Consider the following 20,511-nt stretch of genomic DNA (forward strand, 5'->3'; position numbering starts at 1 on the left):
GCCGCCGGGGCGCCATCGCGCCGCGCCCTCCGAACCCTATCCAACCGGCGGCCCCTGTCTTCGATCACCGAAACGGCCGGAAGGGGCGGCGGCGACGGCGTGTCGCCGTACGCTTCGACCCTTGCCCCCACGGCTGCGCCGCTAACCACCCCGCAGGGGGAAGTACAGGGTGGGGCTTGCCTCACACAGGCGGGTCTTTGACCATCCCTCGCCTCCTCCCCGGAGCCGACCCGGTGCGCGACCCTCGCGGGCGGCGCATTACAGTGATTGCGCGGTTGACGGGAGTGGCCGCGACAGAAATCACAAGCTCGACAAGCCCAGGTGCGGCCCGCTCGGGGGGCACCGCCGAAGGTCGGGGCACCTTCGGAATACATACATGGACATGGACCAGCTGTGACGGTGCTCATTAACAAGCCCGGGACCCCGGTCGCCAGGACGACCGCCCCCGTCCCGGCCGACACCCCGGCGGCGCCGCGGGCCGCGGCCCGCCGCTCGCTCGGCGCACTGGTGGGCGCCTATGTGGCGCTGACCAAACCGCGGGTCATCGAACTGCTGCTGATCACCACGCTGCCGGCGATGTTCCTGGCCGCCGGCGGGCTGCCGCCGGTGGGCACGGCGCTGGCGACGCTGGCCTTCGGCACCATGTCCGCGGGCGCGGCCAACGCCATCAACTGCTTCATCGACCGCGACATCGACGCCAAGATGCGCCGCACCCGCCGCCGCCCGCTGGCCCGCGCCCAGGTCAGCCCGGCCGGGGCGCTGACCTTCGGCATCGTGTTGGCCATCGCCTCCACCGCCGGCTTCGTCCTGGCCGTGAACGCCCTGGCCGCGGCGCTGTCGGCGGGGGCCATCGTCTACTACGTCTTCGTCTACTCGCTGCTGCTCAAGCGGCGCACCGCCCAGAACGTGGTATGGGGCGGCATCGCCGGGTGCATGCCGGTGCTGATCGGCTGGGCGGCCGTCACCGAGAGCCTGGCGGCGGCCCCCTTCGTGCTGTTCATGGTGGTGTTCTGGTGGACGCCGCCGCACACCTGGACGCTGGCGATGCGCTACCGGGAGGACTACGCGGTCGCCGGGGTGCCGATGCTGCCGGTGGTGGCCGGTGAGCGGCGGGTGGTCATCGAGAGCCTGCTCTACACCTGGGCCACGGTGATCTTCTCGCTGCTGCTGTGGCCGGTCGCCGGCATGAGCGTGGCCTACGGGGCGGTCGCGGCGGTGCTGGGCGGGGTGTTCCTGGCCGAGGGGCACCGGCTGCTGCGCGATGTGCGGGCCGGCGTCAGCGGCGTGAAGCTGCGGCCGATGCGGTTCTTCCACCTGTCGAACGTGTACCTGGCGCTGCTGTTCACCGCCGTCGCCCTCGACCCGCTGCTGCTGCACTGACGCGACCGGGCGCAGCCGGCGACGTGAACGCGACCGTGTGCGCGCCGCCGCGGGACCTCTCCCGCGGCGGCGCGTCCATTACGCTCACCTCATGGCGCGCGTAGATCCCAAAGCGGTGCTGGAAGGGCGGATACCCGGACGGCCCTCCATCGGGCTCATCGCCGGGCTGACCGTCTCCTCACTGTGCGCGCTGGCCGTGCTCGGCATGTACGCCTGGTTCGGCCGGATGGACTTCGTGGTCGCGCTGCTGCTGGCGCTGCTGCCGATCCCGCTGCTGGTGGCGCTGGTGCTGGCGCTGGACCGGATGGAGCCGGAGCCGCCGCGCGCCGTGGCGCTGGCCTTCCTGTGGGGCGCCGGGGTGGCGGTGCTGGGCGCGCTGGTCCTCAACACCGCCGGGATGATCTACCTCACCGTGCCGATCTTCGGGGAGACCACCGGCCACTTCGTCAGCGCCACGGTGGGCGCCCCGCTGATCGAAGAATCCCTCAAAGGGGCGGTGCTGTTCGGCCTGCTGTGGTTCCGCCGCACCGAGATCGACGGGTTCGCCGACGGTCTCATCTACGCCGCCATGGTCGGCCTCGGCTTCGCGATGATGGAGAACATCACCTACTACATGCGGGCGCTGGAGGAGGGCGGCGCCGACCGGCTCACCGCGGTGTTCGTGCTGCGCGGGGTGGTCGCGCCGCTCAGCCACCCGCTGTTCACCTCCATGCTGGGGCTGGGCGTGGCCTGGGCGGCCACCCACCGGCACGGGCGGGTCGCGGCGCCGCTGCTGGGCCTGGCCGCCGCGATGGTGCTGCACGGGTTGTGGAACGGCTCGACCGCCTTCGGCGGGGCCGGGCTGCTGGTCGTCTACGCCCTGGACTTCTGCCTGCTGGTGGTGCTCGTGCTGATCGTGCTGGTGGAGCGGCGCGGCACCGTCCAGCGCATCGGCCGCTACCTGCCGCTGTATGAGAGCACCGGCCTGGTGACCCCGCAGGACGTGCAGATGCTCGGCCGGCTGTCCAGCCGCCGGGCGGCCCGCCGGTGGGCCCGCGAGGTCGGCGGCCCGGCGGCGGCCCGGGCCATGGGCGACTACCAGCTGGCCGCCACCGAGCTGGCGCTGCTGCACAAACGGGCCGAGCGGGGCACCGCCGACCCCGCCTGGCTGGCCCACCGGCGGGATGCGCTGCTGGGGCTGATGGCGCTGGCCCGCCAGGCGTTCCTGCACGCCCCGCTGCACGGCCCGGCGGGACCTCCGTGGGCGGGCGGGAACCCGTCCGGCTTCCACCGCCCCGGCCCTTGACAGCGGGCCAGGGGGTGTGGACGGGACCTTCCGGGGGCGGCCATACGATGAACCCGTGGCCGAGCGTTCCAAGAACCCCCTGGCCAGAGCGCGCGATGCGGTGTGGCGGCCGACCCCGTCCTCGCTGCGGCTGCTGGCCCTGCTGTCGGTGGTCGTCAACGCCGGGATCATCGTCACCGGCGGGGCGGTCCGGCTCACCAAGTCCGGCCTGGGCTGCTCCACCTGGCCCAAGTGCACCCCGGAGAGCATGATCCCGACTTCCGCGCCGGGCCACTCGCCGGTCCACATGGCCATCGAGTTCGGCAACCGGACGCTGACCTTTGCGATCCTGGCGGTCGCGGTCGCGGTGTTCGTGGCGGCGCTGCGCACGGTGCCCCGCCGGCGCGACCTGGTGTACCTGGCGGCGGTCCAGCCGCTGGGCGTGGTGGCCCAGGCGGTCTGGGGCGGGGTGACGGTGCTCACCGACCTGCACCCGGTGACGGTGGCCGGGCACTTCATGCTCTCGCCGCTGCTGCTCATCGCCTGCGTGGCCCTGTACGTGCGCGCCGGGGAGGGGGACGGGCCGGTGCGCGTCCTGGTGGACCGCCGGCTGCGCGCCCTGGCGCTGGCCCTGGTGTGGGTGACGGGGCTGCTGATGGTGGCGGGCACCGTCGTCACCGGCACCGGCCCGCACGCCGGCGACGACCGGGCTGAGCGGTTCGACTTCGCCATCGAGCAGGTCACCCGGGTGCACAGCCTGCTGGCCTGGCTCACCGTGGCGCTCACCGTCGCCCTGCTGGCCGGGCTGTGGCGCCACGACGCCCCCCCGCGGGTGCGGCGTGCGGCGCTGACGCTGCTGGCGGTGGAGGCGGCCCAGGGCGCGATCGGCTACATCCAGTACTTCCTGGGCGTCCCGGCACTGCTGGTGGGCCTGCACATGCTGGGCTCGGCACTGGTGTGGATCGCGGTGCTGAACGTGGCCTTCGCCACCCGCGAGCGCGGTCCTCTGGCCTCCGCCGAGTCCGCCGCGCCGCCGGCCGGGGCCGGGTCCGCGGGCGCGCAGTTGGGCAACCCTCGTCCGCAGCCCGCCTGACCGCCTGCCTGCGGGCCGGTCAGCCCTCGCGTTCCCGGGTGGCGCCGATGCAGGCGACCATGACGCAGCCGATGGCGGCCCACTCCAGGACCGACAGGACCTCGCCCAGCACCAGCAGCCCCACCAGGGCCGCCACGGCCGGCTCCAGGCTCATCAAGATCCCGAAGACCCGCGCCGGCATCCGGCGCAGCGCCTCCAGCTCCAGGGTGTAGGGGATCACCGACGACAGCAGCCCCACGCCCAGGCCCAGCAGCAGCCACTGCGGCGCCAGCAGCGCCGTCCCCGCGGTGGCCGCGCCCAGCGGCAGCATCACCGCCGCCGCCACCGCGCTGGCCGCCGTGAGCCCCACCGACCCGGGAAAACGCCGGCCGGTGGCCGCGCTGAGCAGGATGTAGGCGGCCCATGCCGCGCCCGCCACCAGGGCGAACGCCACCCCGGCGAGGTTCACCTCGCCGTCGCCGCGGGCCAGCAGCGCCACCCCGGCGAACGCCAGCACCGCCCACAACAGGTCCAGCAGGCGCCGGGAGGCGGCGATGGAGACCGCCAGCGGGCCGAGGAACTCGATGGTCACCGCCACGCCCAGCGGAATCCGGGCGAACGACAGGTAGATGGCGGTGTTCATCACCGCCAGCGTCAGCCCGAAGGCGGCGGCCACGCCCAGGTCGCCCCAGGAGTGGTCGCGGGTCAGCGTGCGCAGCGCCCGGCGGCCGAGCACGCCCAGCACCAGCGCCGAGGTCGCAAGGCGCAGCGACGCCACCGCCACCGGCGGCAGCGCCGCGAACAGATGCTTGGCCAGGCCCGCGCCGACCTGCACCGACACCACGCCCAGCAGCACCAGCACCGGCGGCGGGACCGACGCCGGCGACAGCGCTCGCCCGCCCCACCGGGACCAGCCCCGCGGCCCCAGCGAGCCGGAGGAGTCAACCGAGGCGGCCACTCATTCCCACCGGAAGAACCGGGCCGCCAGGGCCAGTCCCACCGCCGCCCAGGCCAGCAGGACCAGCAGGGAGGCGACCGGCAGGGCCGTGCCCTGCTGCAGGACCTGCCGCAGCCCTTCGGCCAGCGCCGCGATCGGCAGCGCCTCCAGCACCGCCGCCACCGGGCCGGGGAACTCGGTGAGCGGGAACACCACGCCCCCCAGCGCCAGCAGCAGCAGGTAGACCAGGTTGGCGGCGGCCAGCGTGGCCTCGGCCCGCAGCGTCCCGGCCATCAGCAGCCCGAAACCGCTGAAGGCGGCGGTGCCGGCCAGCAGCAGCACCGCCACGGCCGGCGCCCCGCCGAACCCGCCGTGGGGGCTCCAGCCCAGCGCCAGCGCCACCGCGCAGATCAGCGCGGTCTGCACCGCCTCCACGGCCAGGATCGCCAGCGTCTTGGCGACGATCAGCCCGCTGCGCGGCAGCGGGGTGGCGCCCAGCCGTTTGAGCGCCCCGTAGCGCCGCTCGAAACCGGTGGCGATGGCCTGCCCGGTGAAGGACGTCGACATCACCGCCAGCGCCAGCACTCCCGGCGTCAGGAAGTCCACCCGCTCGCCCGGGCCCAGATCCAGCAGGGCGGTGGTGGAGAACAGCACCAGCAGCAGCACCGGGATGATCATGGTGAGCAGCAGCTGCTCCCCGTTGCGCAGCATGCCGCGCAGCTCGAAGGCGGCCTGGGCGAGCACCATCCTCGGCAGCGGCGCCGCGCCCGGCGCGGGGGTCAGGTCCAGTGCGGGAGCGCCCGTCACGACCGCAGCTCCCGTCCGGTCAGCTCCAAGAACACATCCTCCAGGGTGCGCCGCTCGATCCGCAGGTCCTCGGTCATCACCCCGTGGGAGGCGCACCAGGCGGTCACCGTGGCCAGCAGCTCCGGTCCCACCTCGCCCTCGATCAGGTAGTGACCGGCCGGGGACTCCTTGGCGGCGCTGCCGGGCGGCAGCGCCGCCAGCAGCTCATCCAGCCCCAGCCCGGGCCGGGCGCGAAACCGCAGCTGCCGCTCGGCGCCGGTCAGCTCGGCGGGGGTGCCCTCGGCCACCACCCGGCCCCGGTCGACGATCACCACCCGGTCGGCCAGCCGCTCGGCCTCGTCCATGTGGTGGGTGGTCAAGATCACGCTCACCCCGGCCCGCCGCAGCTCGCTCACCAGCTCCCAGGCGGCGTGCCGGGCCTGCGGGTCCAGCCCGGCGGTCGGCTCGTCCAAGAACACCAGCTCCGGCCGGCCGATCACGGCGGCGGCCAGTGACAATCGCTGCTGCTGGCCGCCCGACAGCCGCCGGAAGGGGGTGCGGGCGTGCCCGCTCAGCCCCAGCCGCTCCAGCAGCGCCGCCGGGTCCAGCGGGCGGGCGTAGAAGGCGGCGATCAGGCGCAGGAACTCCCCGGCGCGGGCGGTGCCCGGCACCCCGCCCGACTGCGGCATCACCCCCACCCGGGGACGCAGCGCCCGGGCATCGCGCAGCGGGTCCAGCCCGAGCACCCGCACGGTGCCGCCGTCGGGTCGCCGGTAGCCCTCGCAGATCTCGATCGTGGTGGTCTTGCCCGCGCCGTTGGGACCGAGCAGCGCGGTGATCGCGCCGCGCTCGGCGCGCAGCGAAAGACCGTCCACCGCGGTGGTGGCGCCATAGCGCTTCACCAGCGCGTTCAGCTCGACCGCGGCCTGGCCGGGGGGACTCATGCCCCCGAGTCTAGGTCGGCCCCGGCCGCGTCGCGGCACGCCCCCCGCCGGCCGGGGTTTGCCGGCCGGCGGCACGGGCATTCCCAGCGAGCGGCTTCGCCGGAAGGCGCCGGCCGCCGGTGGGCGCTGGGGACACCGGGGGGATTCGTGGGCACCAGGCAGGCAGGGGCCCGGCACGGTTCACCGTGGGGTTCCCTGTTGCGCAACCTGCTGCGCACCAAGCCGGTCGACCGGATCGTCGCCGAGGGCGGCCACGGCGAGGGCGGCGACCTGAAGCGCACGATGGGCCTGCTGCAGCTGACCTTCTTCAGCGTCGGCGCCACGCTGGGCACCGGCATCTTCGTGATCCTCGGCGAGGCCGTGCCGCTGGCCGGGCCGGCGATCGTGCTGTCGTTCGTGCTGGCGGCGCTGACCGCCCTGTTCTCGGCGCTGTCGTATGCGGAGCTGGCGGGCACGATCCCGGTCTCCGGATCCTCCTACTCCTACACCTACGCCACCATGGGCGAGCTGGTCGCCTGGGTGTGCGGCTGGTGCCTGCTGCTGGAGTACGGGGTGTCGGTGTCGGCCGTGGCGGTGGGCTGGGGGCAGTACCTCAACGAGTTCTTCGCCCAGACGGCGGGGTTCACCATGCCCGCCGCCATCAGCTACCCGCCCGGCGGGCAGGAGGGCGGCGTGATCAACGTGCCGGCGGTGGTCGTCGTCCTCATCGCCACCTTCCTGCTGCTGCGCGGGACCTCCGAGAGCGCCACCGTCAACACCGTCATGGTCTTTTTGAAGATCGGCGTGCTGGTGTTCTTCTGCCTGGTGGCGGCCCTCGCCTTCCGCCGCGGCAACCTGGAGCCGTTCGCACCGCTGGGAGCGGCCGGGATCAGCGCCGCCGGCGCCCGGGTGTTCTTCTCCTACATCGGCTTCGACGCCGCCTCCACCGCCGGGGAGGAGGCCCGCAACCCCCGGCGGGACCTGCCGCTGGCCATCGTGCTGTCGCTGGCCATCGTCACCGCCCTGTACGTGCTGGTGGGGCTGACCGCGGTGGCGGCGATGCACTGGAGCGACTTCGCCGAGGGCGGCACCGAGGCGTCGCTGGCGGTGGTGCTGGAGGTGGCCACCGGGCAGGGCTGGCCGTCGGTGGTGCTGTCGCTGGGCGCGGTGATCGCCATCGCCAGCGTGGTGCTGACCGTGATGTACGGCCAGACCCGCATCCTGTTCGCCATGTCGCGGGACGGGCTGATCCCCGAGGTCTTCCAGAAGGTGAACCCGCGCACCGCGGTGCCCACCGCCAACATCGTGCTGGTGTCGCTGTTCATCGCGGTGCTGGCGGCGCTGGTGCCGCTGGGCCGGCTGGCCGACGCCACCAGCATCGGCACCCTGTTCGCCTTCGCCCTGGTCAACGTGGGGGTGATGGTGCTGCGCAGGACCAAGCCGGCGATGCCGCGCAGCTTCCGCACACCGCTGTTCCCCTTCACCCCGCTGCTGGGCGTGGTGTTCTGCGTGTACCTGATGATCAGGCTCAACGCCATCACCTGGGTGGTGTTCGCGCTGTGGACGCTGGTGGGGCTGCTGGTCTACTTCGCCTACGGCTACCGCCGCTCGCACCTGGCGCACGCCGGGGCGGGGCGGGGGAGGGAGCGCGGGTGAGCGGACGCGTCCTGGTGGGGTATCTGCCGGACGAACGCGGCGACGACGCCCTGGAGCTGGCCCGCCTGGTCGCCGATGCCGACGGTTCTCCGCTGACCGTCGCCTGCATCTACCCGCCGCCCTGGCCGGTCCCCGGCCCCGGCCGGGTGGACGCCGAGTGGCTGGGCCACGTCCGCGGATACGCCCGCTCCGCCGTCGAGCAGGCCCGTGACCGGCTCGCCGGGCGCATGCCCGCCGAACGGGTGCGGACGGCGACGGGGGCGCACCGGGGCAGCGGGCGCGGGCTCATCGAGACGGCCGAACGGGAGGGCGCCGACCTGATCGTGATCGGTTCGGCGCCGGGCGGCCCGGCGGGGCGGATCGTCGTCGGCAGCACCGCCGACCAGCTGCTGCACGGTTCTCCCGTCCCCGTGCTGATGGCCCCGCGCGGCTATGCGGCCGGCCCGCCGGCGCGGCTGAGCGGGCTGACCGTCGCCCACCGCCCCAGCCGCGGCTCGGAGCTGGGGCTGGCCGCCGCGTTGCGGTTGGCTAGGCGGCTGGATGTGCCGATCCGGCTGCTGACGCTGCTGGAGCGGCCCTCTTGGCTGAGCGGCGTGCTGCGCGGCGAGGAGATCATGCGGCGCCAGCGCGAGTACGCCGTGCGCGACCTGCAGGCGGCGGCCGAGCTGCTGTCCGGCCACGCTCAGGTGACCACCCAGGTGGCCGAGGGCGACGGCATCGAGGGGGCCGTGCGCAACTGCCACTGGCCGCCGGGGGAGCTGCTGGCCTGCATGTCCGGCAGCCACGGGCCGTTGCGCCAGGTCTTCCTGGGCGGCGTCTCCGGCAAGATCGTCCGGGCCGCCCCCTGCCCCGTGGCGCTGCTGCCCGGGACCGCCGGCCGGGCGGGCGGCGCAGCTTAGGTAAGGCTTTCCTGCGTGAGGGATGGCACGTCGGTACGTTTGTGCACCGGGAAGGAATTACGCCACACTGATGTTGTGAAAAACGTGGGCGAGCAGACGGGCAGCGGCGGCGTGCGCGCCTCTGTCATGCCGTCGTTCGCCGCGGACGGGCACGGCGAGCGCAGCACGCGCGCCCGCGTGGCCCGGCTGATCCTCGAGCACGGCCCGATCACCGCCTCCGCGCTGGGGGAGCGGGTCGGGCTCACCCCCGCCGCCGTCCGGCGGCACCTGGACGCGCTGCTGGTCGAGGGCATGATCGAGGTTAGGCGGGTGCGTCCGCAGGGCGGCCGGGGACGCGGCCGTCCCGCCAAGTGGTTCGCCATCACCGACGCCGGGCGCAGCGCCTTCGTGCACGCCTACGACGACCTGGCCGGCGCGGCGCTGCGCTTCCTGGCCGAAAAGGCCGGTCCCGGCGCCGTCGCCGAGTTCGCCCGCCGGCAGGTCGCCGAGCTGGAGCGGCGCTACCATCCGGTGGTCCGCGCCGCCCCGCCGCAGCATCGGGTCCGGGCGCTGGCCGAGGCGCTGTCGGCCGACGGCTATGCCGCCGCGGCCGGCCGTTCGCCCCGCGCCGGCGGCGAGCAGCTGTGCCAGCACCACTGCCCGGTCGCGCACGTCGCAGCGGAGTTCCCGCAGCTGTGCGAGGCCGAGACCGAGGCCTTCAGCAGGCTGCTGGGCACCCCCGTCCAGCGGCTGGCCACCATCGCCCATGGCGATGGGATCTGCACCACGCACGTCAGCCCGCGCGACCTGCGCGCCGCAGCGGGCCACGACACCGCAACGCACACCGACGACGAGGAGTCCGGGAGGACCTCCCTATGACTGTTGAGACCCACCCCGAGCTGGAGGGGTTCGACCGGTACCGGTTCGGCTGGGCCGACCCCGACATCGCCGGGGCCACCGCCCGGCGCGGCCTGAACGAGGAGGTCGTCCGTGACATCTCGGCCAAGAAGAACGAACCGCAGTGGATGCTGGAGCTGCGCCTGAAGGGGCTGCGGCTGTTTGAGAAGAAGCCGCTGCCGACCTGGGGCGCGGACCTGACCGACATCGACTTCGACAACATCAAATACTTCGTCCGCTCCACCGAAAAGCAGGCCACCACCTGGGACGACCTGCCGGCCGACATCAAGAACACCTACGACAAGCTCGGCATCCCCGAGGCCGAGAAGCAGCGCCTGGTGGCCGGGGTGGCCGCCCAGTACGAGTCGGAGGTCGTCTACCACAAGATCCGCGACGACCTGGAGCGCAAGGGCGTCATCTTCGTCGACACCGACACCGGGCTGCGCGAGTACCCGGAGTTCTTCAAGGAGTACTTCGGCACGGTCATCCCCGCCGGCGACAACAAGTTCGCCGCGCTCAACACCGCGGTGTGGTCGGGCGGCTCGTTCATCTACGTGCCGCCGGGCGTGCACGTGGAGATCCCGCTGCAGGCCTACTTCCGGATCAACACCGAGAACATGGGCCAGTTCGAGCGGACGTTGATCATCGTCGACGAGGGCGCCTATGTGCACTACGTCGAAGGGTGCACCGCGCCGATCTACTCGTCGGACTCGCTGCACTCGGCGGTGGTGGAGATCATCGTCAAGAAGAACGCCCGCTGCCGCTACACCACCATCCAGAACTGGTCCAACAACGTCTACAACCTGGTGACCAAGCGCGCCGTCGCCTATGAGGGCGCCACCATGGAGTGGATCGACGGCAACATCGGCTCCAAGGTCACCATGAAGTACCCGGCGGTCTACCTGCTGGGCGAGCACGCCAAGGGCGAGACCCTGTCGATCGCGTTCGCCGGGGAGGGCCAGCACCAGGACGCCGGCGCCAAGATGGTGCACGCCGCGCCGAACACCTCCAGCACCATCGTCTCCAAGTCGGTGGCGCGCGGCGGCGGCCGCACCTCCTACCGCGGCCTGGTGCAGGTGCAGGAGGGCGCGGTGCGCTCCAAGTCCACCGTCAAGTGCGACGCGCTGCTGGTCGACACCATCAGCCGCTCCGACACCTACCCGTATGTGGACGTCCGCGAGGACGACGTGGAGATGGGGCACGAGGCCACCGTCTCCAAGGTCTCCGAGGACCAGCTGTTCTACCTGATGAGCCGCGGCCTGAGCGAGGAGGAGGCCATGGCGATGATCGTGCGCGGGTTCGTCGAGCCCATCGCGCGCGAGCTGCCCATGGAGTACGCCCTCGAACTCAACCGCCTGATCGAACTGCAGATGGAAGGAGCCGTCGGCTGATGGGGCTGGAGACCAAGCCTCTGTCGACCCTGCACGGCAAGTCCTCCTACGACGTGGCGGACTTCCCCGTGCCCACCGGCCGCGAGGAGGAGTGGCGCTTCACCCCGCTGCGCCGGCTGCGCGACCTCCACAAGGGCGCCGAGGGCGGCGGAGAAGTGGACGTCGTGATCGAGGCGGCCCCCGAGGTCAAGGTCGAGCGGGTGGGCCGCGACGACCCCCGGCTGGGCGGCGCGTACGCGCCCACCGACCGGGTCAGCGCCCAGGCCTACTCGTCCTTCACCGAGGCCACCGTCCTCACCGTCCCCAAGGAGGCCGTCGCCTCCCAGCCCACCGTGCTGCGCATCACCGGCCGGGACGCCGCCCAGGCCGCCTACGGCCACACCACCGTGGTCGTCGAGCCGTTCGCGCAGGCCACCGTGGTGCTGGCGCACACCGGCTCGGCCACCTACGCCGACAACGTGGAGTTCGTGGTCGGCGACGGCGCCAAGCTGTCGGTGATCAGCGTCCAGGACTGGGCCGACGACGCCGTCCACCTGTCCCACCAGCACGCCCGGCTGGGCCGCGACGCCTCCTTCACCGGCTTCGCCGTCTCCCTCGGCGGCGACCTGCTGCGCATCGCCCCGTCGGTCGCCTACACCGCCCCCGGCGGCGACGCCGAGCTGTACGGGGTGTACTTCGTCGACGCCGGCCAGCACATCGAGCACCGGCTGCTGGTGGACCACGCCGTCCCGCACTGCCGCAGCCGCGTGGACTACCGCGGCGCGCTGCAGGGACAGGACGCGCACGCGGTGTGGATCGGCGATGTGATCATCCGGGCCGAGGGCGAGGGCACCGACACCTACGAGCTCAACCGCAACCTGGTGCTCACCGACGGCACCCGCGTCGACTCGGTGCCCAACCTGGAGATCCTCACCGGCGAGGTGGTCGGCGCCGGGCACGCCAGCGCCAGCGGCCGCCTGGACGATGAGCACCTGTTCTACCTGCAGGCCCGCGGCATCTCCAAGGAGGACGCGCGGCGCATGGTGGTGCTCGGCTTCCTCGGGCAGCTCGTCGAGCGCATCGAGGTTCCCGAGATCCGCGAGAAGGTGCAGGCGGCGATCGAGGCGGAGTTGGAGCGATGAGCGGGGAGCAGGACGGGTTCGTCAAGGTCTGCGCGCTGGAGGACATCCCCGAGGACGGGGCGCTGGCGGTGGAGATCGACGACACTCCGGTGGCGCTGGTGCGCACCGGCGGCGAGGTGTTCGCGCTGCACGACGTGTGCTCGCACGCCGAGGTCGCGCTGTCCGAAGGCGAGGTCTACGACGGCGCCATCGAGTGCTGGCTGCACGGCTCCTGCTTCGATCTGCGCACCGGCAAGCCCACCAACCCGCCGGCCAGCGCGCCGGTGCCCACCTACCGGGTCCGGGTCAGCGACGGCCAGGTGCACGTGTCGCTGCGTCCCGCATCCACCGACCAGACCTGAAGACGACGACAGAAGGTTTCACGATAGATATGGCCACGCTAGAGATCCGCGACCTCCATGTCTCCGTCGGGGACGGCTCCGACGGCGCCAAGGAGATCCTGCGCGGTGTCGATCTGATCGTCCGCGCCGGCGAGACCCACGCGATCATGGGGCCCAACGGCTCGGGCAAGTCCACCCTGGCGTACGCGATCGCCGGGCACCCCAAGTACCAGGTCACCTCCGGCTCCATCACGCTGGACGGCGAGGACGTGCTGGCCATGAGCGTGGACGAGCGCGCCCGCGCCGGCCTGTTCTTGGCCATGCAGTACCCGGTGGAGGTGCCGGGGGTGTCGGTGTCGAACTTCCTGCGCTCGGCGGTCACCGCGGTGCGCGGGCAGGCGCCCAAGCTGCGGGAGTTCACCAAGGAGATGAAGGCCGCCATGGAGGCGCTGTCCATCGACCCGGCCTTCGCCCAGCGCAGCCTGAACGAGGGCTTCTCCGGCGGCGAGAAGAAGCGCCACGAGATCCTGCAGCTGGAGATGCTCAAGCCCAAGATCGCGGTGCTGGACGAGACCGACTCCGGGCTGGACGTCGATGCCCTGAAGGTGGTCTCCGAGGGCATCAACCGCTTCAGCGCCGGCGGCGACACCGGGGTGCTGCTGATCACCCACTACACCCGCATCCTGCGCTATGTGAAGCCCGACTTCGTGCACGTCTTCGCCGGCGGGCAGATCGTCGAGGCCGGCGGCCCGGAGCTGGCCGAGGTGCTGGAGAACGAGGGCTACGAAAAGTACGTGAAGGCGGGCGCGTCCGCATGACCGCCGCGCGAAAGAGCGGAGGACGCCGATGAGCTTCCTGCTGCCCGAGGAGATCAAAAAGGACTTCCCGCTGCTGGCGCGCACCGTCCGCGGCGGGCGTCCGCTGGTCTACCTCGACTCCGGCGCCACCTCCCAAAAGCCCTACCAGGTGCTGGACGCCGAACGGGAGTTCTACGAGCGGCACAACGCCGCCGTGCACCGCGGCGCGCACCTGCTGGCCGAGGAGGCCACCGACGCCTTCGAACGCGCCCGCGCCACCGTGGCCTCCTTCATCGGGGCGGCGCCCGGCGAGATCGTGTTCACCAAGAACGCCACCGAGTCGATCAACCTGGTGGCCTACTCGCTGAGCAACGCCGCCACCGCCGGCCCCGAGGCCGAACGGTTCCGCGTCGGCCCCGGCGATGAGATCGTCACCACGGAGATGGAGCACCACGCCAACCTGGTGCCCTGGCAGCAGCTGTGCCGCCGCACCGGGGCTGCGCTCCGCTGGTTCGGCATCACCGACGAGGGCCGGCTGGACCTGTCGAACCTGGAGGAGCTGATCACCGAGCGCACCAAGCTGGTGGCACTGACCCACCAGTCCAACGTGCTCGGCACCATCCCCCCACTGGAGCAGATCGTCGCCCGGGCCCGCCAGGTCGGCGCGCTGGTGCTGCTGGACGCCGCCCAGTCGGTGCCGCACCAGCCGGTGGACGTGACCGCCCTGGACGTGGACTTCGTGGCCTTCTCCGGCCACAAGATGCTCGGCCCCTCGGGGATCGGCGTGCTGTGGGGACGCCGCGAGCTGCTGGAGGCCATGCCCCCGTTCATCACCGGCGGGTCGATGATCGAGGTGGTGCGCATGGAGGAGTCCACCTTCCTGCCGCCGCCCCAGCGCTTTGAGGCCGGGGTGCCGATGACCGCCCAGGCGGTCGGGCTCGCCGCGGCCTGCGACTACCTGTCGGCCCTGGGCATGGACAAGGTCCAGGCGCACGAGGAGACGCTCACCGGCTACGCCCTGGAGAAGCTCGGGCAGCTGCCCGGCGTGCGCATCATCGGCCCCCGCTCCACCGAGGCGCGCGGCGGCGCGGTCTCGTTCGTGGTCGACGACCTGCACCCGCACGACGTGGGACAGGTGCTGGACGAGCTGGGCGTGGCGGTCCGCGTCGGGCACCACTGCGCCTGGCCGATCTGCCGCCGCTTCGGCATCCCGGCGACCACGCGGGCGACCTTCTACGTCTACAACACCCTGGCGGACGTGGACGCCCTCGCCGAAGGGGTGCGGCACGCCCAGAAGTTCTTCGGAACACTGTGACCGTTTTTGCGGTTTCACCACACCGACGCACCGGATAGACGCACCCGGCCACCGGGTCGCCGCAGGAAGGACGCCATGCAGCTCGAGTCGATGTACCAGGAGATCATCCTGGACCACTACCGCAACCCCCACCACAAGGGGCTGCGGGAGCCGTACGAGGCCGAGGTGCACCACGTCAACCCCACCTGCGGCGACGAGGTGACCTTGCGCGTGCACCTGGAGGGGCAGGGGGTCGACGCCGTCGTCGCCGACGTCTCCTACGAGTCGATGGGCTGCTCCATCAGCCAGGCCAGCGCCTCGGTGATGAGCGAGTTGCTGATCGGCAAGTCGGTCAAGGAGGCCATGGCCGTGGGCGATGAGTTCCTGGCCCTGATGCAGTCGCGCGGCCAGGCCGAGCCGAACGAGGAGATCCTGGAGGACGCCGTCGCCTTCGCCGGGGTCTCCAAGTACCCCGCCCGCGTCAAGTGCGCCCTGCTCGCCTGGATGGCGTGGAAGGACGCGACCGCCCGAGCCCTGGGAGAGGCACCATGAGCGAGACCGAGACCACGGCACCCGAGCAGCAGACCGCCGAGTCCGCCCCTGAGCACGAGGAGATCCTGGAGGCCCTCAAGGACGTCGTGGACCCCGAGCTCGGCATCAACGTCGTCGACCTCGGCCTGGTCTACGGCATCGACGTCGTCGACGGGGTGGCGACCTTGGACATGACGCTGACCAGCGCCGCCTGCCCTCTCACCGACGTGATCGAGGATCAGGCCGCCAGCGCCCTGGACGGCCTGGTCAAGGAAGTCAAGATCAACTGGGTCTGGCTGCCCCCGTGGGGCCCCGACAAGATCACCGAGGAGGGCCGCGAGCAGCTGCGGGCCCTCGGCTTCAACGTCTGACAGACCTTCGCGTTCCGCCTCCGCCCGGCCGCCGGGCGGAGACGTTCGCCTGCGCCCGGCGGGAGACGGAGCGGTGCGGCCCAGTGGGGGCGTCCGGCGTCTGCTGACGTACTGATGCCGTCCCCTTGTGGGACGAGTGCGGTGCACCTGGGGGAGAGGCGGGCGGCTCATGCGCACAGCGGTGGGGCCGCCCCGGACCGGGGCGGCCCCACCACTTGCCGGTTCCCCTGAGCCTTCCCGCGTACGCGAGCCGGCAGGACGGCCTCCCGTCTGCGTCAGTGCACCCGTTCCCGTTCCAGGGGCGGCGCGCCGTCCTTCGGCTTGGCGGGCCAGATCGTGTAGGAGATCGGCCACAGCGCCCAGATCCCCAGCACCATCGTCAGCCGGCCGACCCACACCAGCAGCTCCCGGGTGCGCTCGACGTCGCCCACCAAGACGACCGCGCCGAGCAGCAGCGCGCAGCTGATCGCCCAGGCCACGAACGCCTTGCCGAACTCGCGCCACTCGTAGCGGGCCCGCGCCATCCCGTATTTGGGCGGCTTGGGCGGCGGGGGACCGCCGGCGAAGCGGTGCGCAAAGCGCGCGTCCGCCCAGCGGATCATGCTGTGCCCGAACGCCACCGAGAAGCCGATGTAGGCCGCGGCCAGCCCATGGGTGAAGTGCGCCGTGGCCCCGCCGCGCAGGTCGATCACCGTGGCCGCCAGCAGCACCAGGTCCACCAGGGGCACGCTCACCAGCAGCGCCGCGCCGGTGCGCCGCATCCGCAGCAGGTAGCGGGCGGCCAGCCCGGCCAGCAGCAGCACCCAAAAGCCGATCTCGCAGCCGATGATGACGCCGAGCAGCAGGGCGTTCCCACCGTTGTCGTCCATGCTTCGATCCTCCCGGCGGGAAACCGGCGGATTCTCCGCACGCCTGCCGAAATGCGGCATCCTCCAAAGGATGTACGACCGCGGCCGGCGCCTCCGCGCCGGGAAGGAGACCGGGCGGAAGTGCCTTTGCGGCGAAGATGGTGAGATGGACGGGTGCGTTCCACCGGCCTCACCACCCGTCAGGACCTGCTGCTGGCCGTCGCGGCGCTGGCAGGCGGACTGCTGGTGCTCAGCGCCCGCGGATACAGCCACTGGAGCGCCGAGGGCACCGGCCCGGCGGTCGGCTGGCGCGTGCTGCCGCTGCTGGGCGTGTGCACGGCCATGCTGTTCCGGCGCACCTCCCCGCTGACCGACCTGGCCATCGCCACCCCGGCCGCGATCGCCGACATCGCGCTGGGCCCCAGCCTGGGCACCCTGCTGATCTACACCGACGCGCTGTACGCCGCCGGCCTGTACGGGCCGCGCCGCACGGGTGAGCGGCTGCTGGTCGCCACGGCGGCCGTCACCGTGCTGCTGGCCGGCGCGGCCCTGCCGCTGGCCGCCGACTGGCGGGCGGCGGTCATCGTCGGCGGGGTCGCCGGGATGACCTTCGTCAGCCCGGTGCTGACCGCGATGGTGGTGCGCGGCCACCGCGACAGGGCCGAGCTGGAACGGCAGCGGGCCGAGCAGCTGGCCCGCCTGGCGGAACTGGACCGGCGCAACGCGGTGGCGGCCGAACGCGCCCGGATGGCCCGCGAGCTGCACGATGTGGTCGCCGGCCATCTCAGCGCGGTGGCGCTGCACTCTGCGGCGCTGCTGCGGCTGCCCGACATGGACCGCGACAGCGTCCACCGGGCCATGACCGTGATCAGGGAGAACAGCGTGCAGGGGCTGGCGGAGATGCGCCGCATGATCGGCCTGCTGCGCGAGGGGCGCCGGGAGGAGGCCGACTCGCCCGCCGCCCCCCGGCTGGCCGACCTGGAGCAACTGGCCGAACGCGCCGCCCGGCCCGACCTGACGGTGGGGCTGAAGGTGACCGGGACGGTGCGGGAGCTGCCCGCCGCCGTCGAGCTGGCCGCCTACCGCATCGTCCAGGAGTCGCTGACCAACGCGCTCAAGCACGCCGGGCCCGGCCGCGCCGAGGTGCTCATCGAGCATCACCCTCAGCGGCTGTGCATCACCGTCGACAGCCCGCTGGGCGCGCAGCGGACCGAGCTGCCCGGCGCCGGCAGCGGCCTGATCGGGATGCGTGAGCGCGCCTCGATCCTGGGCGGGACGTTCCAGGCGGGCCCGGACGCGGGGCGCTGGCGGGTGCGGGCCGAGCTGCCGACCGCCCCGCCCGACGGCGAAGAGGAGGAGGGACGGCGGCAGTGATCAGGGTGCTGGTGGCCGACGACCAGGCGGCGGTGCGCGCGGGACTGGTGCTGATCTTGCGTTCGGCCCCGGACATCGAGGTGGCCGGGGAGGCCGCCGACGGGCTGGAGGCGGTGGAGCTGGCCCGCCGGCTGCGGCCCGATGTGGTGCTGATGGACGTGCGCATGCCCCGCCTGGACGGCATCTCCGCCACCGGCGAGCTGACCGCCCTGGGGGTGGACGTGCTGGTGCTGACCACCTTCGATGTGGACGAGTACGTCTTCGGCGCGCTGCGCGCGGGCGCGGCCGGCTTTCTGCTCAAGGACATCGACGCCGACCGCCTGATCGAGGCGGTGCGCACGGTGGCGGCGGGGGAGGGGATCTTGGCACCCGCCGTCACCCGCCGGCTGATCCGGGAGTTCGCCGCCCGGCCCGGGCGGCCCGCCGCCCCTCTGGCCTCCCCGCCGCCGGGGCCGGCCGAGCTGACGCCGCGCGAACGGCAGGTGCTCGGCTGCCTGGGCGAGGGCCTGTCCAACGCGCAGATCGCCGCCCGGCTGAACATGGCCGAGACCACTGCCAAGACTCATGTCAGCCGGATCCTGGCCAAGCTGGGGCTGCGCAGCCGCGTCCAGGCGGCGATCCTCGCCCAGGAGCTGGCGCTCCAGGGGCCGGCCGAGGACGCGATCGGGCGGACGGACCGAGAACCGGACCGCTGACCGCTGCTGCGGCGCCCGCGCGCAGATCCACCACCGGGCGGAACATCACGGGCGCCGGCGGCGGAACGCCCACGAGGACACGGCTGCATCACCCGGACGGGACCGATGGACGGAAACCCGCCCGGAATTCAGGCGGGCTACACGCCCCGGCCTGCGATCATCGCCGACAGCATGTACACGACTCCGGCCAGTGCCGCCGGCCACAGGTAGGGCAGCCACTCTCCGCCCCGCAGCGCCTGCACCACCACCGCGCCCACCAGGGCGGCCACGGTCACGTCCCCGGTGACCGCCGCGGCCCGCAGGTGGGCGCGCGCCCGGTGGCCGCTGCCGAACGCGGCGCTGATCGGCAGTGCCGGCTCGTCCCGCCGGTAGGCCAGGTGGGCGGCGTACCCGGCCAGCACCGCCAGCGCGGCCAGCCCCGCATCGGTCCGGCCCTGCAGGGACAGTGCGACCGCCAGCGTCAGGCCCGCCGCCAGCGTCAGGCCGGGCACGATCCAGCGCCGCCCGCTGCGGCGCTCGGGTGCGAACCACATGGGGACATCTTCCACGATCCCCCAGTCACCGGACCAGTGGCTCCTTGAGCGGCGAATCCGGCGGTTCGGGTCCGGGCGCCGATGGGTCCGGAGGTTTCCAGCATTTGAGACGACGTGCCGAAAAAGGTCCAGTATGTTGGGGCTTCGTGGCGCAATTCCGGCTGAACGGCTCGAAGGTGCTCGCCGTGGACCTCATGGGCGAGACCGTCGTGGCGATGAACGGCTCCATGGTCGCCTACGACGGTCAGATGAGCTTCAAACGCCAGGGGCTCACCGGGGGCGAAGGGCTGCGCGGGGCGATCCGCCGCCGGGTGGCGGGGGAGAGCATGACCATGATGGAGGTCACCGGCCACGGCACGGTGTACCTGGCCCATGAGGCCACCGAGATCACCTTGATCCCGCTACAGGGCGACACCTTGTTCGTGGAGTCCGAGAGCCTGCTGGCCTATGAGCCGCAGCTGCGCACCGGGGTGCAGTTCACCGGGCTGCGCGGGATGACCACCGGGCAGGGCCTGGCCACCACCAAGGTCGAGGGGCACGGCATGGTGGCGATCCTGTCCGACGGCCCGGCGATCGCCCTGGAGGTCACTCCCGGCGTGCCGCTGTGCGTGGACCCGCAGGCCTACGTGGCGCACCGCGGGCAGCTGCAGCAGGACCTCGTCACCGACGTCAACTGGCGCACCGTCCTCGGCCAGGGGTCGGGGGAGAGCGTGCAGCTGCGCTACCAGGGCCACGGGGTGGTCTACGTTCAGCCGGCCGAACGCGGCGGCGGGATCATGGAGTTTTGACGATGCCCGGATTCAGCCCCATCAACGGCAAGATGCTCCAGGCACCGGTCGGCCCGGGCCGGGAGCTGTACAGCAGGCGCGGCGCGATGCTGGCCTATGTGGGCCGCGTCCACTTCGAGCCGACCGTCACCGCCGGGGCGGGCATCACCGGCGCCATCGGCCGGGCCATGGCCGGCGAGAGCGTCCCGCTGATGCGGGTCACCGGCCAGGGCAGCGTGATGTTCGGGCACGGCGGGCTGGATGTGACCGTGGTCGAGCTGCAGGGCGACACCCTGTATGCGGAGGCCGACCGGCTGCTGGTCTACGACGCGAGCCTGCGGGCGGACACCGTGTTCCTGGGCGAACAGGGCGGGCTGGCCGGCGTGATCCGCGGCCAGGTGACCGGCCAGGGCCTGTTCACCACCGCCCTGACCGGCCACGGTTCGGTGGGCCTGCTGTCGCACGGCGGCGTCATCGAACTGCCCATCGGCCCGCAGCGGCCCATCTACGTCGACCCGCAGGCCTATGTGGCGCACCGCGGGCAGGTGACCACCCGGCTGAAGACCTCCCTGGGGCTGCGGGATGTGATCGGCCGCGGCTCGGGCGAGGCGTTCCAGCTGGAGCTGTCCGGCCACGGCATCGTGTACGTGCAGGCCAGTGAGAAGAAGATCTGAGG

General features: G+C 72.6%; 22 protein-coding genes. 17 read left to right on the forward strand and 5 right to left on the reverse strand.

The window, feature by feature from the left end; all coding sequences use genetic code 11:
- Positions 1-393 precede the first annotated feature (393 nt).
- From TCUR_RS10975 to TCUR_RS10985, 3 genes are all read left to right on the forward strand, one after another.
- Complete coding sequence (locus TCUR_RS10975) at positions 394-1,380, forward strand: heme o synthase (protein ID WP_012852565.1); 987 nt, start codon at positions 394-396, stop codon at positions 1,378-1,380.
- Positions 1,381-1,471: 91 nt separating this feature from the next.
- Entirely contained in the window at positions 1,472-2,665 is a 1,194-nt protein-coding gene (locus tag TCUR_RS10980) for a PrsW family intramembrane metalloprotease (RefSeq protein ID WP_012852566.1), read from the forward strand.
- A 55-nt stretch (positions 2,666-2,720) separates the two neighbouring features.
- Entirely contained in the window at positions 2,721-3,737 is a 1,017-nt protein-coding gene (locus TCUR_RS10985; RefSeq protein WP_148232990.1) for a COX15/CtaA family protein, read from the forward strand.
- A 19-nt stretch (positions 3,738-3,756) separates the two neighbouring features.
- Here the strand turns inward: TCUR_RS10985 and TCUR_RS10990 are convergent, their stop codons facing one another.
- Genes TCUR_RS10990 through TCUR_RS11000 form a run of 3 tightly spaced genes read right to left on the reverse strand, consistent with a single transcriptional unit; the run spans position 3,757 to position 6,383 of the window.
- Positions 3,757-4,674 carry an EamA family transporter gene (locus TCUR_RS10990; protein ID WP_012852568.1) on the reverse strand — a complete coding sequence of 306 codons (918 nt, stop codon included), beginning with the start codon at positions 4,672-4,674 and terminating at the stop codon, positions 3,757-3,759.
- Entirely contained in the window at positions 4,675-5,400 is a 726-nt protein-coding gene (locus tag TCUR_RS10995) for an ABC transporter permease (RefSeq protein WP_083789996.1), read from the reverse strand.
- Positions 5,401-5,456: 56 nt separating this feature from the next.
- Positions 5,457-6,383 carry an ABC transporter ATP-binding protein gene (locus TCUR_RS11000; RefSeq protein WP_012852570.1) on the reverse strand — a complete coding sequence of 309 codons (927 nt, stop codon included), beginning with the start codon at positions 6,381-6,383 and terminating at the stop codon, positions 5,457-5,459.
- 198 nt (positions 6,384-6,581) lie between these two features.
- On the opposite strand from TCUR_RS11000, the gene TCUR_RS11005 reads away from it, so the two are divergent.
- The 10 genes from TCUR_RS11005 (at position 6,582) to TCUR_RS11050 (ending at position 15,618) form a co-directional block, all read left to right on the forward strand.
- Positions 6,582-8,018 carry an amino acid permease gene (locus tag TCUR_RS11005; protein ID WP_245537027.1) on the forward strand — a complete coding sequence of 479 codons (1,437 nt, stop codon included), beginning with the start codon at positions 6,582-6,584 and terminating at the stop codon, positions 8,016-8,018.
- Positions 8,015-8,917: a universal stress protein gene (locus tag TCUR_RS11010; protein ID WP_012852572.1), complete on the forward strand. Its 903-nt coding sequence runs from the start codon at positions 8,015-8,017 to the stop codon at positions 8,915-8,917. Before TCUR_RS11005 ends, TCUR_RS11010 begins: the two co-directional genes overlap by 4 nt.
- A 126-nt stretch (positions 8,918-9,043) precedes the next feature.
- Entirely contained in the window at positions 9,044-9,775 is a 732-nt protein-coding gene (locus TCUR_RS11015) for a helix-turn-helix transcriptional regulator (RefSeq protein WP_052305668.1), read from the forward strand.
- The gene (gene sufB / locus TCUR_RS11020) at positions 9,772-11,184 is read left to right on the forward strand and encodes a Fe-S cluster assembly protein SufB (protein ID WP_012852574.1); all 1,413 of its coding nucleotides are present in this window, start codon (positions 9,772-9,774) and stop codon (positions 11,182-11,184) included. Before TCUR_RS11015 ends, sufB begins: the two co-directional genes overlap by 4 nt.
- Positions 11,184-12,305 carry a Fe-S cluster assembly protein SufD gene (gene sufD, locus TCUR_RS11025; protein WP_012852575.1) on the forward strand — a complete coding sequence of 374 codons (1,122 nt, stop codon included), beginning with the start codon at positions 11,184-11,186 and terminating at the stop codon, positions 12,303-12,305. Before sufB ends, sufD begins: the two co-directional genes overlap by 1 nt.
- Complete coding sequence (locus TCUR_RS11030) at positions 12,302-12,646, forward strand: non-heme iron oxygenase ferredoxin subunit (protein ID WP_012852576.1); 345 nt, start codon at positions 12,302-12,304, stop codon at positions 12,644-12,646. Before sufD ends, TCUR_RS11030 begins: the two co-directional genes overlap by 4 nt.
- Before the next feature lie 29 nt (positions 12,647-12,675).
- Complete coding sequence (gene sufC / locus TCUR_RS11035) at positions 12,676-13,443, forward strand: Fe-S cluster assembly ATPase SufC (protein WP_012852577.1); 768 nt, start codon at positions 12,676-12,678, stop codon at positions 13,441-13,443.
- Positions 13,444-13,471: 28 nt separating this feature from the next.
- On the forward strand, positions 13,472-14,737 hold the full coding sequence (locus tag TCUR_RS11040; RefSeq protein WP_012852578.1) for a cysteine desulfurase: 1,266 nt from the start codon (positions 13,472-13,474) through the stop codon (positions 14,735-14,737).
- 75 nt (positions 14,738-14,812) lie between these two features.
- Entirely contained in the window at positions 14,813-15,268 is a 456-nt protein-coding gene (sufU, locus tag TCUR_RS11045) for a Fe-S cluster assembly sulfur transfer protein SufU (protein ID WP_012852579.1), read from the forward strand.
- Entirely contained in the window at positions 15,265-15,618 is a 354-nt protein-coding gene (locus TCUR_RS11050) for a metal-sulfur cluster assembly factor (RefSeq protein WP_012852580.1), read from the forward strand. The genes sufU and TCUR_RS11050 overlap by 4 nt, the downstream gene beginning before the upstream one ends.
- Before the next feature lie 275 nt (positions 15,619-15,893).
- On the opposite strand, the gene TCUR_RS11055 is transcribed toward TCUR_RS11050, so the two are convergent.
- Positions 15,894-16,487 carry a hypothetical protein gene (locus TCUR_RS11055; protein WP_012852581.1) on the reverse strand — a complete coding sequence of 198 codons (594 nt, stop codon included), beginning with the start codon at positions 16,485-16,487 and terminating at the stop codon, positions 15,894-15,896.
- A gap of 153 nt (positions 16,488-16,640) precedes the next feature.
- On the opposite strand from TCUR_RS11055, the gene TCUR_RS11060 reads away from it, so the two are divergent.
- Both TCUR_RS11060 and TCUR_RS11065 read left to right on the forward strand, forming a co-directional pair.
- Entirely contained in the window at positions 16,641-17,840 is a 1,200-nt protein-coding gene (locus TCUR_RS11060; protein WP_012852582.1) for a sensor histidine kinase, read from the forward strand.
- The gene (locus TCUR_RS11065; RefSeq protein ID WP_012852583.1) at positions 17,837-18,535 is read left to right on the forward strand and encodes a response regulator; all 699 of its coding nucleotides are present in this window, start codon (positions 17,837-17,839) and stop codon (positions 18,533-18,535) included. The genes TCUR_RS11060 and TCUR_RS11065 overlap by 4 nt, the downstream gene beginning before the upstream one ends.
- A gap of 137 nt (positions 18,536-18,672) precedes the next feature.
- Here TCUR_RS11065 and TCUR_RS11070 read toward each other — a convergent pair whose 3' ends face one another.
- Positions 18,673-19,068, reverse strand: a complete 396-nt coding sequence (locus TCUR_RS11070; protein ID WP_012852584.1) for a hypothetical protein — start codon at positions 19,066-19,068, stop codon at positions 18,673-18,675.
- A 146-nt stretch (positions 19,069-19,214) separates the two neighbouring features.
- Between TCUR_RS11070 and TCUR_RS11075 the strand changes: the two genes are divergently transcribed.
- Both TCUR_RS11075 and TCUR_RS11080 read left to right on the forward strand, forming a co-directional pair.
- A complete protein-coding gene (locus tag TCUR_RS11075) occupies positions 19,215-19,856 on the forward strand; it encodes an AIM24 family protein (protein ID WP_041439537.1) in 642 nt (213 codons plus the stop codon).
- 2 nt (positions 19,857-19,858) lie between these two features.
- Entirely contained in the window at positions 19,859-20,509 is a 651-nt protein-coding gene (locus tag TCUR_RS11080) for an AIM24 family protein (protein ID WP_012852586.1), read from the forward strand.
- Positions 20,510-20,511 lie beyond the last annotated feature (2 nt).

It is taken from the genome of Thermomonospora curvata DSM 43183, assembly GCF_000024385.1.
Taxonomy (GTDB): Bacteria; Actinomycetota; Actinomycetes; order Streptosporangiales; family Streptosporangiaceae; genus Thermomonospora; species Thermomonospora curvata.

What these genes read in the sequence shown, in the direction of transcription:
- sufC (WP_012852577.1), top strand. Translation starts at nt 12,676, where the DNA reads ATGGCCACGCTAGAGATCCGCGACCTCCATGTCTCCGTCGGGGACGGC.
- TCUR_RS11055 (WP_012852581.1), bottom strand. Translation starts at nt 16,487, where the DNA reads ATGGACGACAACGGTGGGAACGCCCTGCTGCTCGGCGTCATCATCGGC.
- TCUR_RS11015 (WP_052305668.1), top strand. Translation starts at nt 9,044, where the DNA reads ATGCCGTCGTTCGCCGCGGACGGGCACGGCGAGCGCAGCACGCGCGCC.
- TCUR_RS11040 (WP_012852578.1), top strand. Translation starts at nt 13,472, where the DNA reads ATGAGCTTCCTGCTGCCCGAGGAGATCAAAAAGGACTTCCCGCTGCTG.
- sufU (WP_012852579.1), top strand. Translation starts at nt 14,813, where the DNA reads ATGCAGCTCGAGTCGATGTACCAGGAGATCATCCTGGACCACTACCGC.
- TCUR_RS10980 (WP_012852566.1), top strand. Translation starts at nt 1,472, where the DNA reads ATGGCGCGCGTAGATCCCAAAGCGGTGCTGGAAGGGCGGATACCCGGA.
- TCUR_RS11070 (WP_012852584.1), bottom strand. Translation starts at nt 19,068, where the DNA reads ATGTGGTTCGCACCCGAGCGCCGCAGCGGGCGGCGCTGGATCGTGCCC.
- sufB (WP_012852574.1), top strand. Translation starts at nt 9,772, where the DNA reads ATGACTGTTGAGACCCACCCCGAGCTGGAGGGGTTCGACCGGTACCGG.
- TCUR_RS11030 (WP_012852576.1), top strand. Translation starts at nt 12,302, where the DNA reads ATGAGCGGGGAGCAGGACGGGTTCGTCAAGGTCTGCGCGCTGGAGGAC.
- TCUR_RS11000 (WP_012852570.1), bottom strand. Translation starts at nt 6,383, where the DNA reads ATGAGTCCCCCCGGCCAGGCCGCGGTCGAGCTGAACGCGCTGGTGAAG.
- sufD (WP_012852575.1), top strand. Translation starts at nt 11,184, where the DNA reads ATGGGGCTGGAGACCAAGCCTCTGTCGACCCTGCACGGCAAGTCCTCC.
- TCUR_RS10995 (WP_083789996.1), bottom strand. Translation starts at nt 5,400, where the DNA reads ATGGTGCTCGCCCAGGCCGCCTTCGAGCTGCGCGGCATGCTGCGCAAC.
- TCUR_RS11080 (WP_012852586.1), top strand. Translation starts at nt 19,859, where the DNA reads ATGCCCGGATTCAGCCCCATCAACGGCAAGATGCTCCAGGCACCGGTC.
- TCUR_RS11050 (WP_012852580.1), top strand. Translation starts at nt 15,265, where the DNA reads ATGAGCGAGACCGAGACCACGGCACCCGAGCAGCAGACCGCCGAGTCC.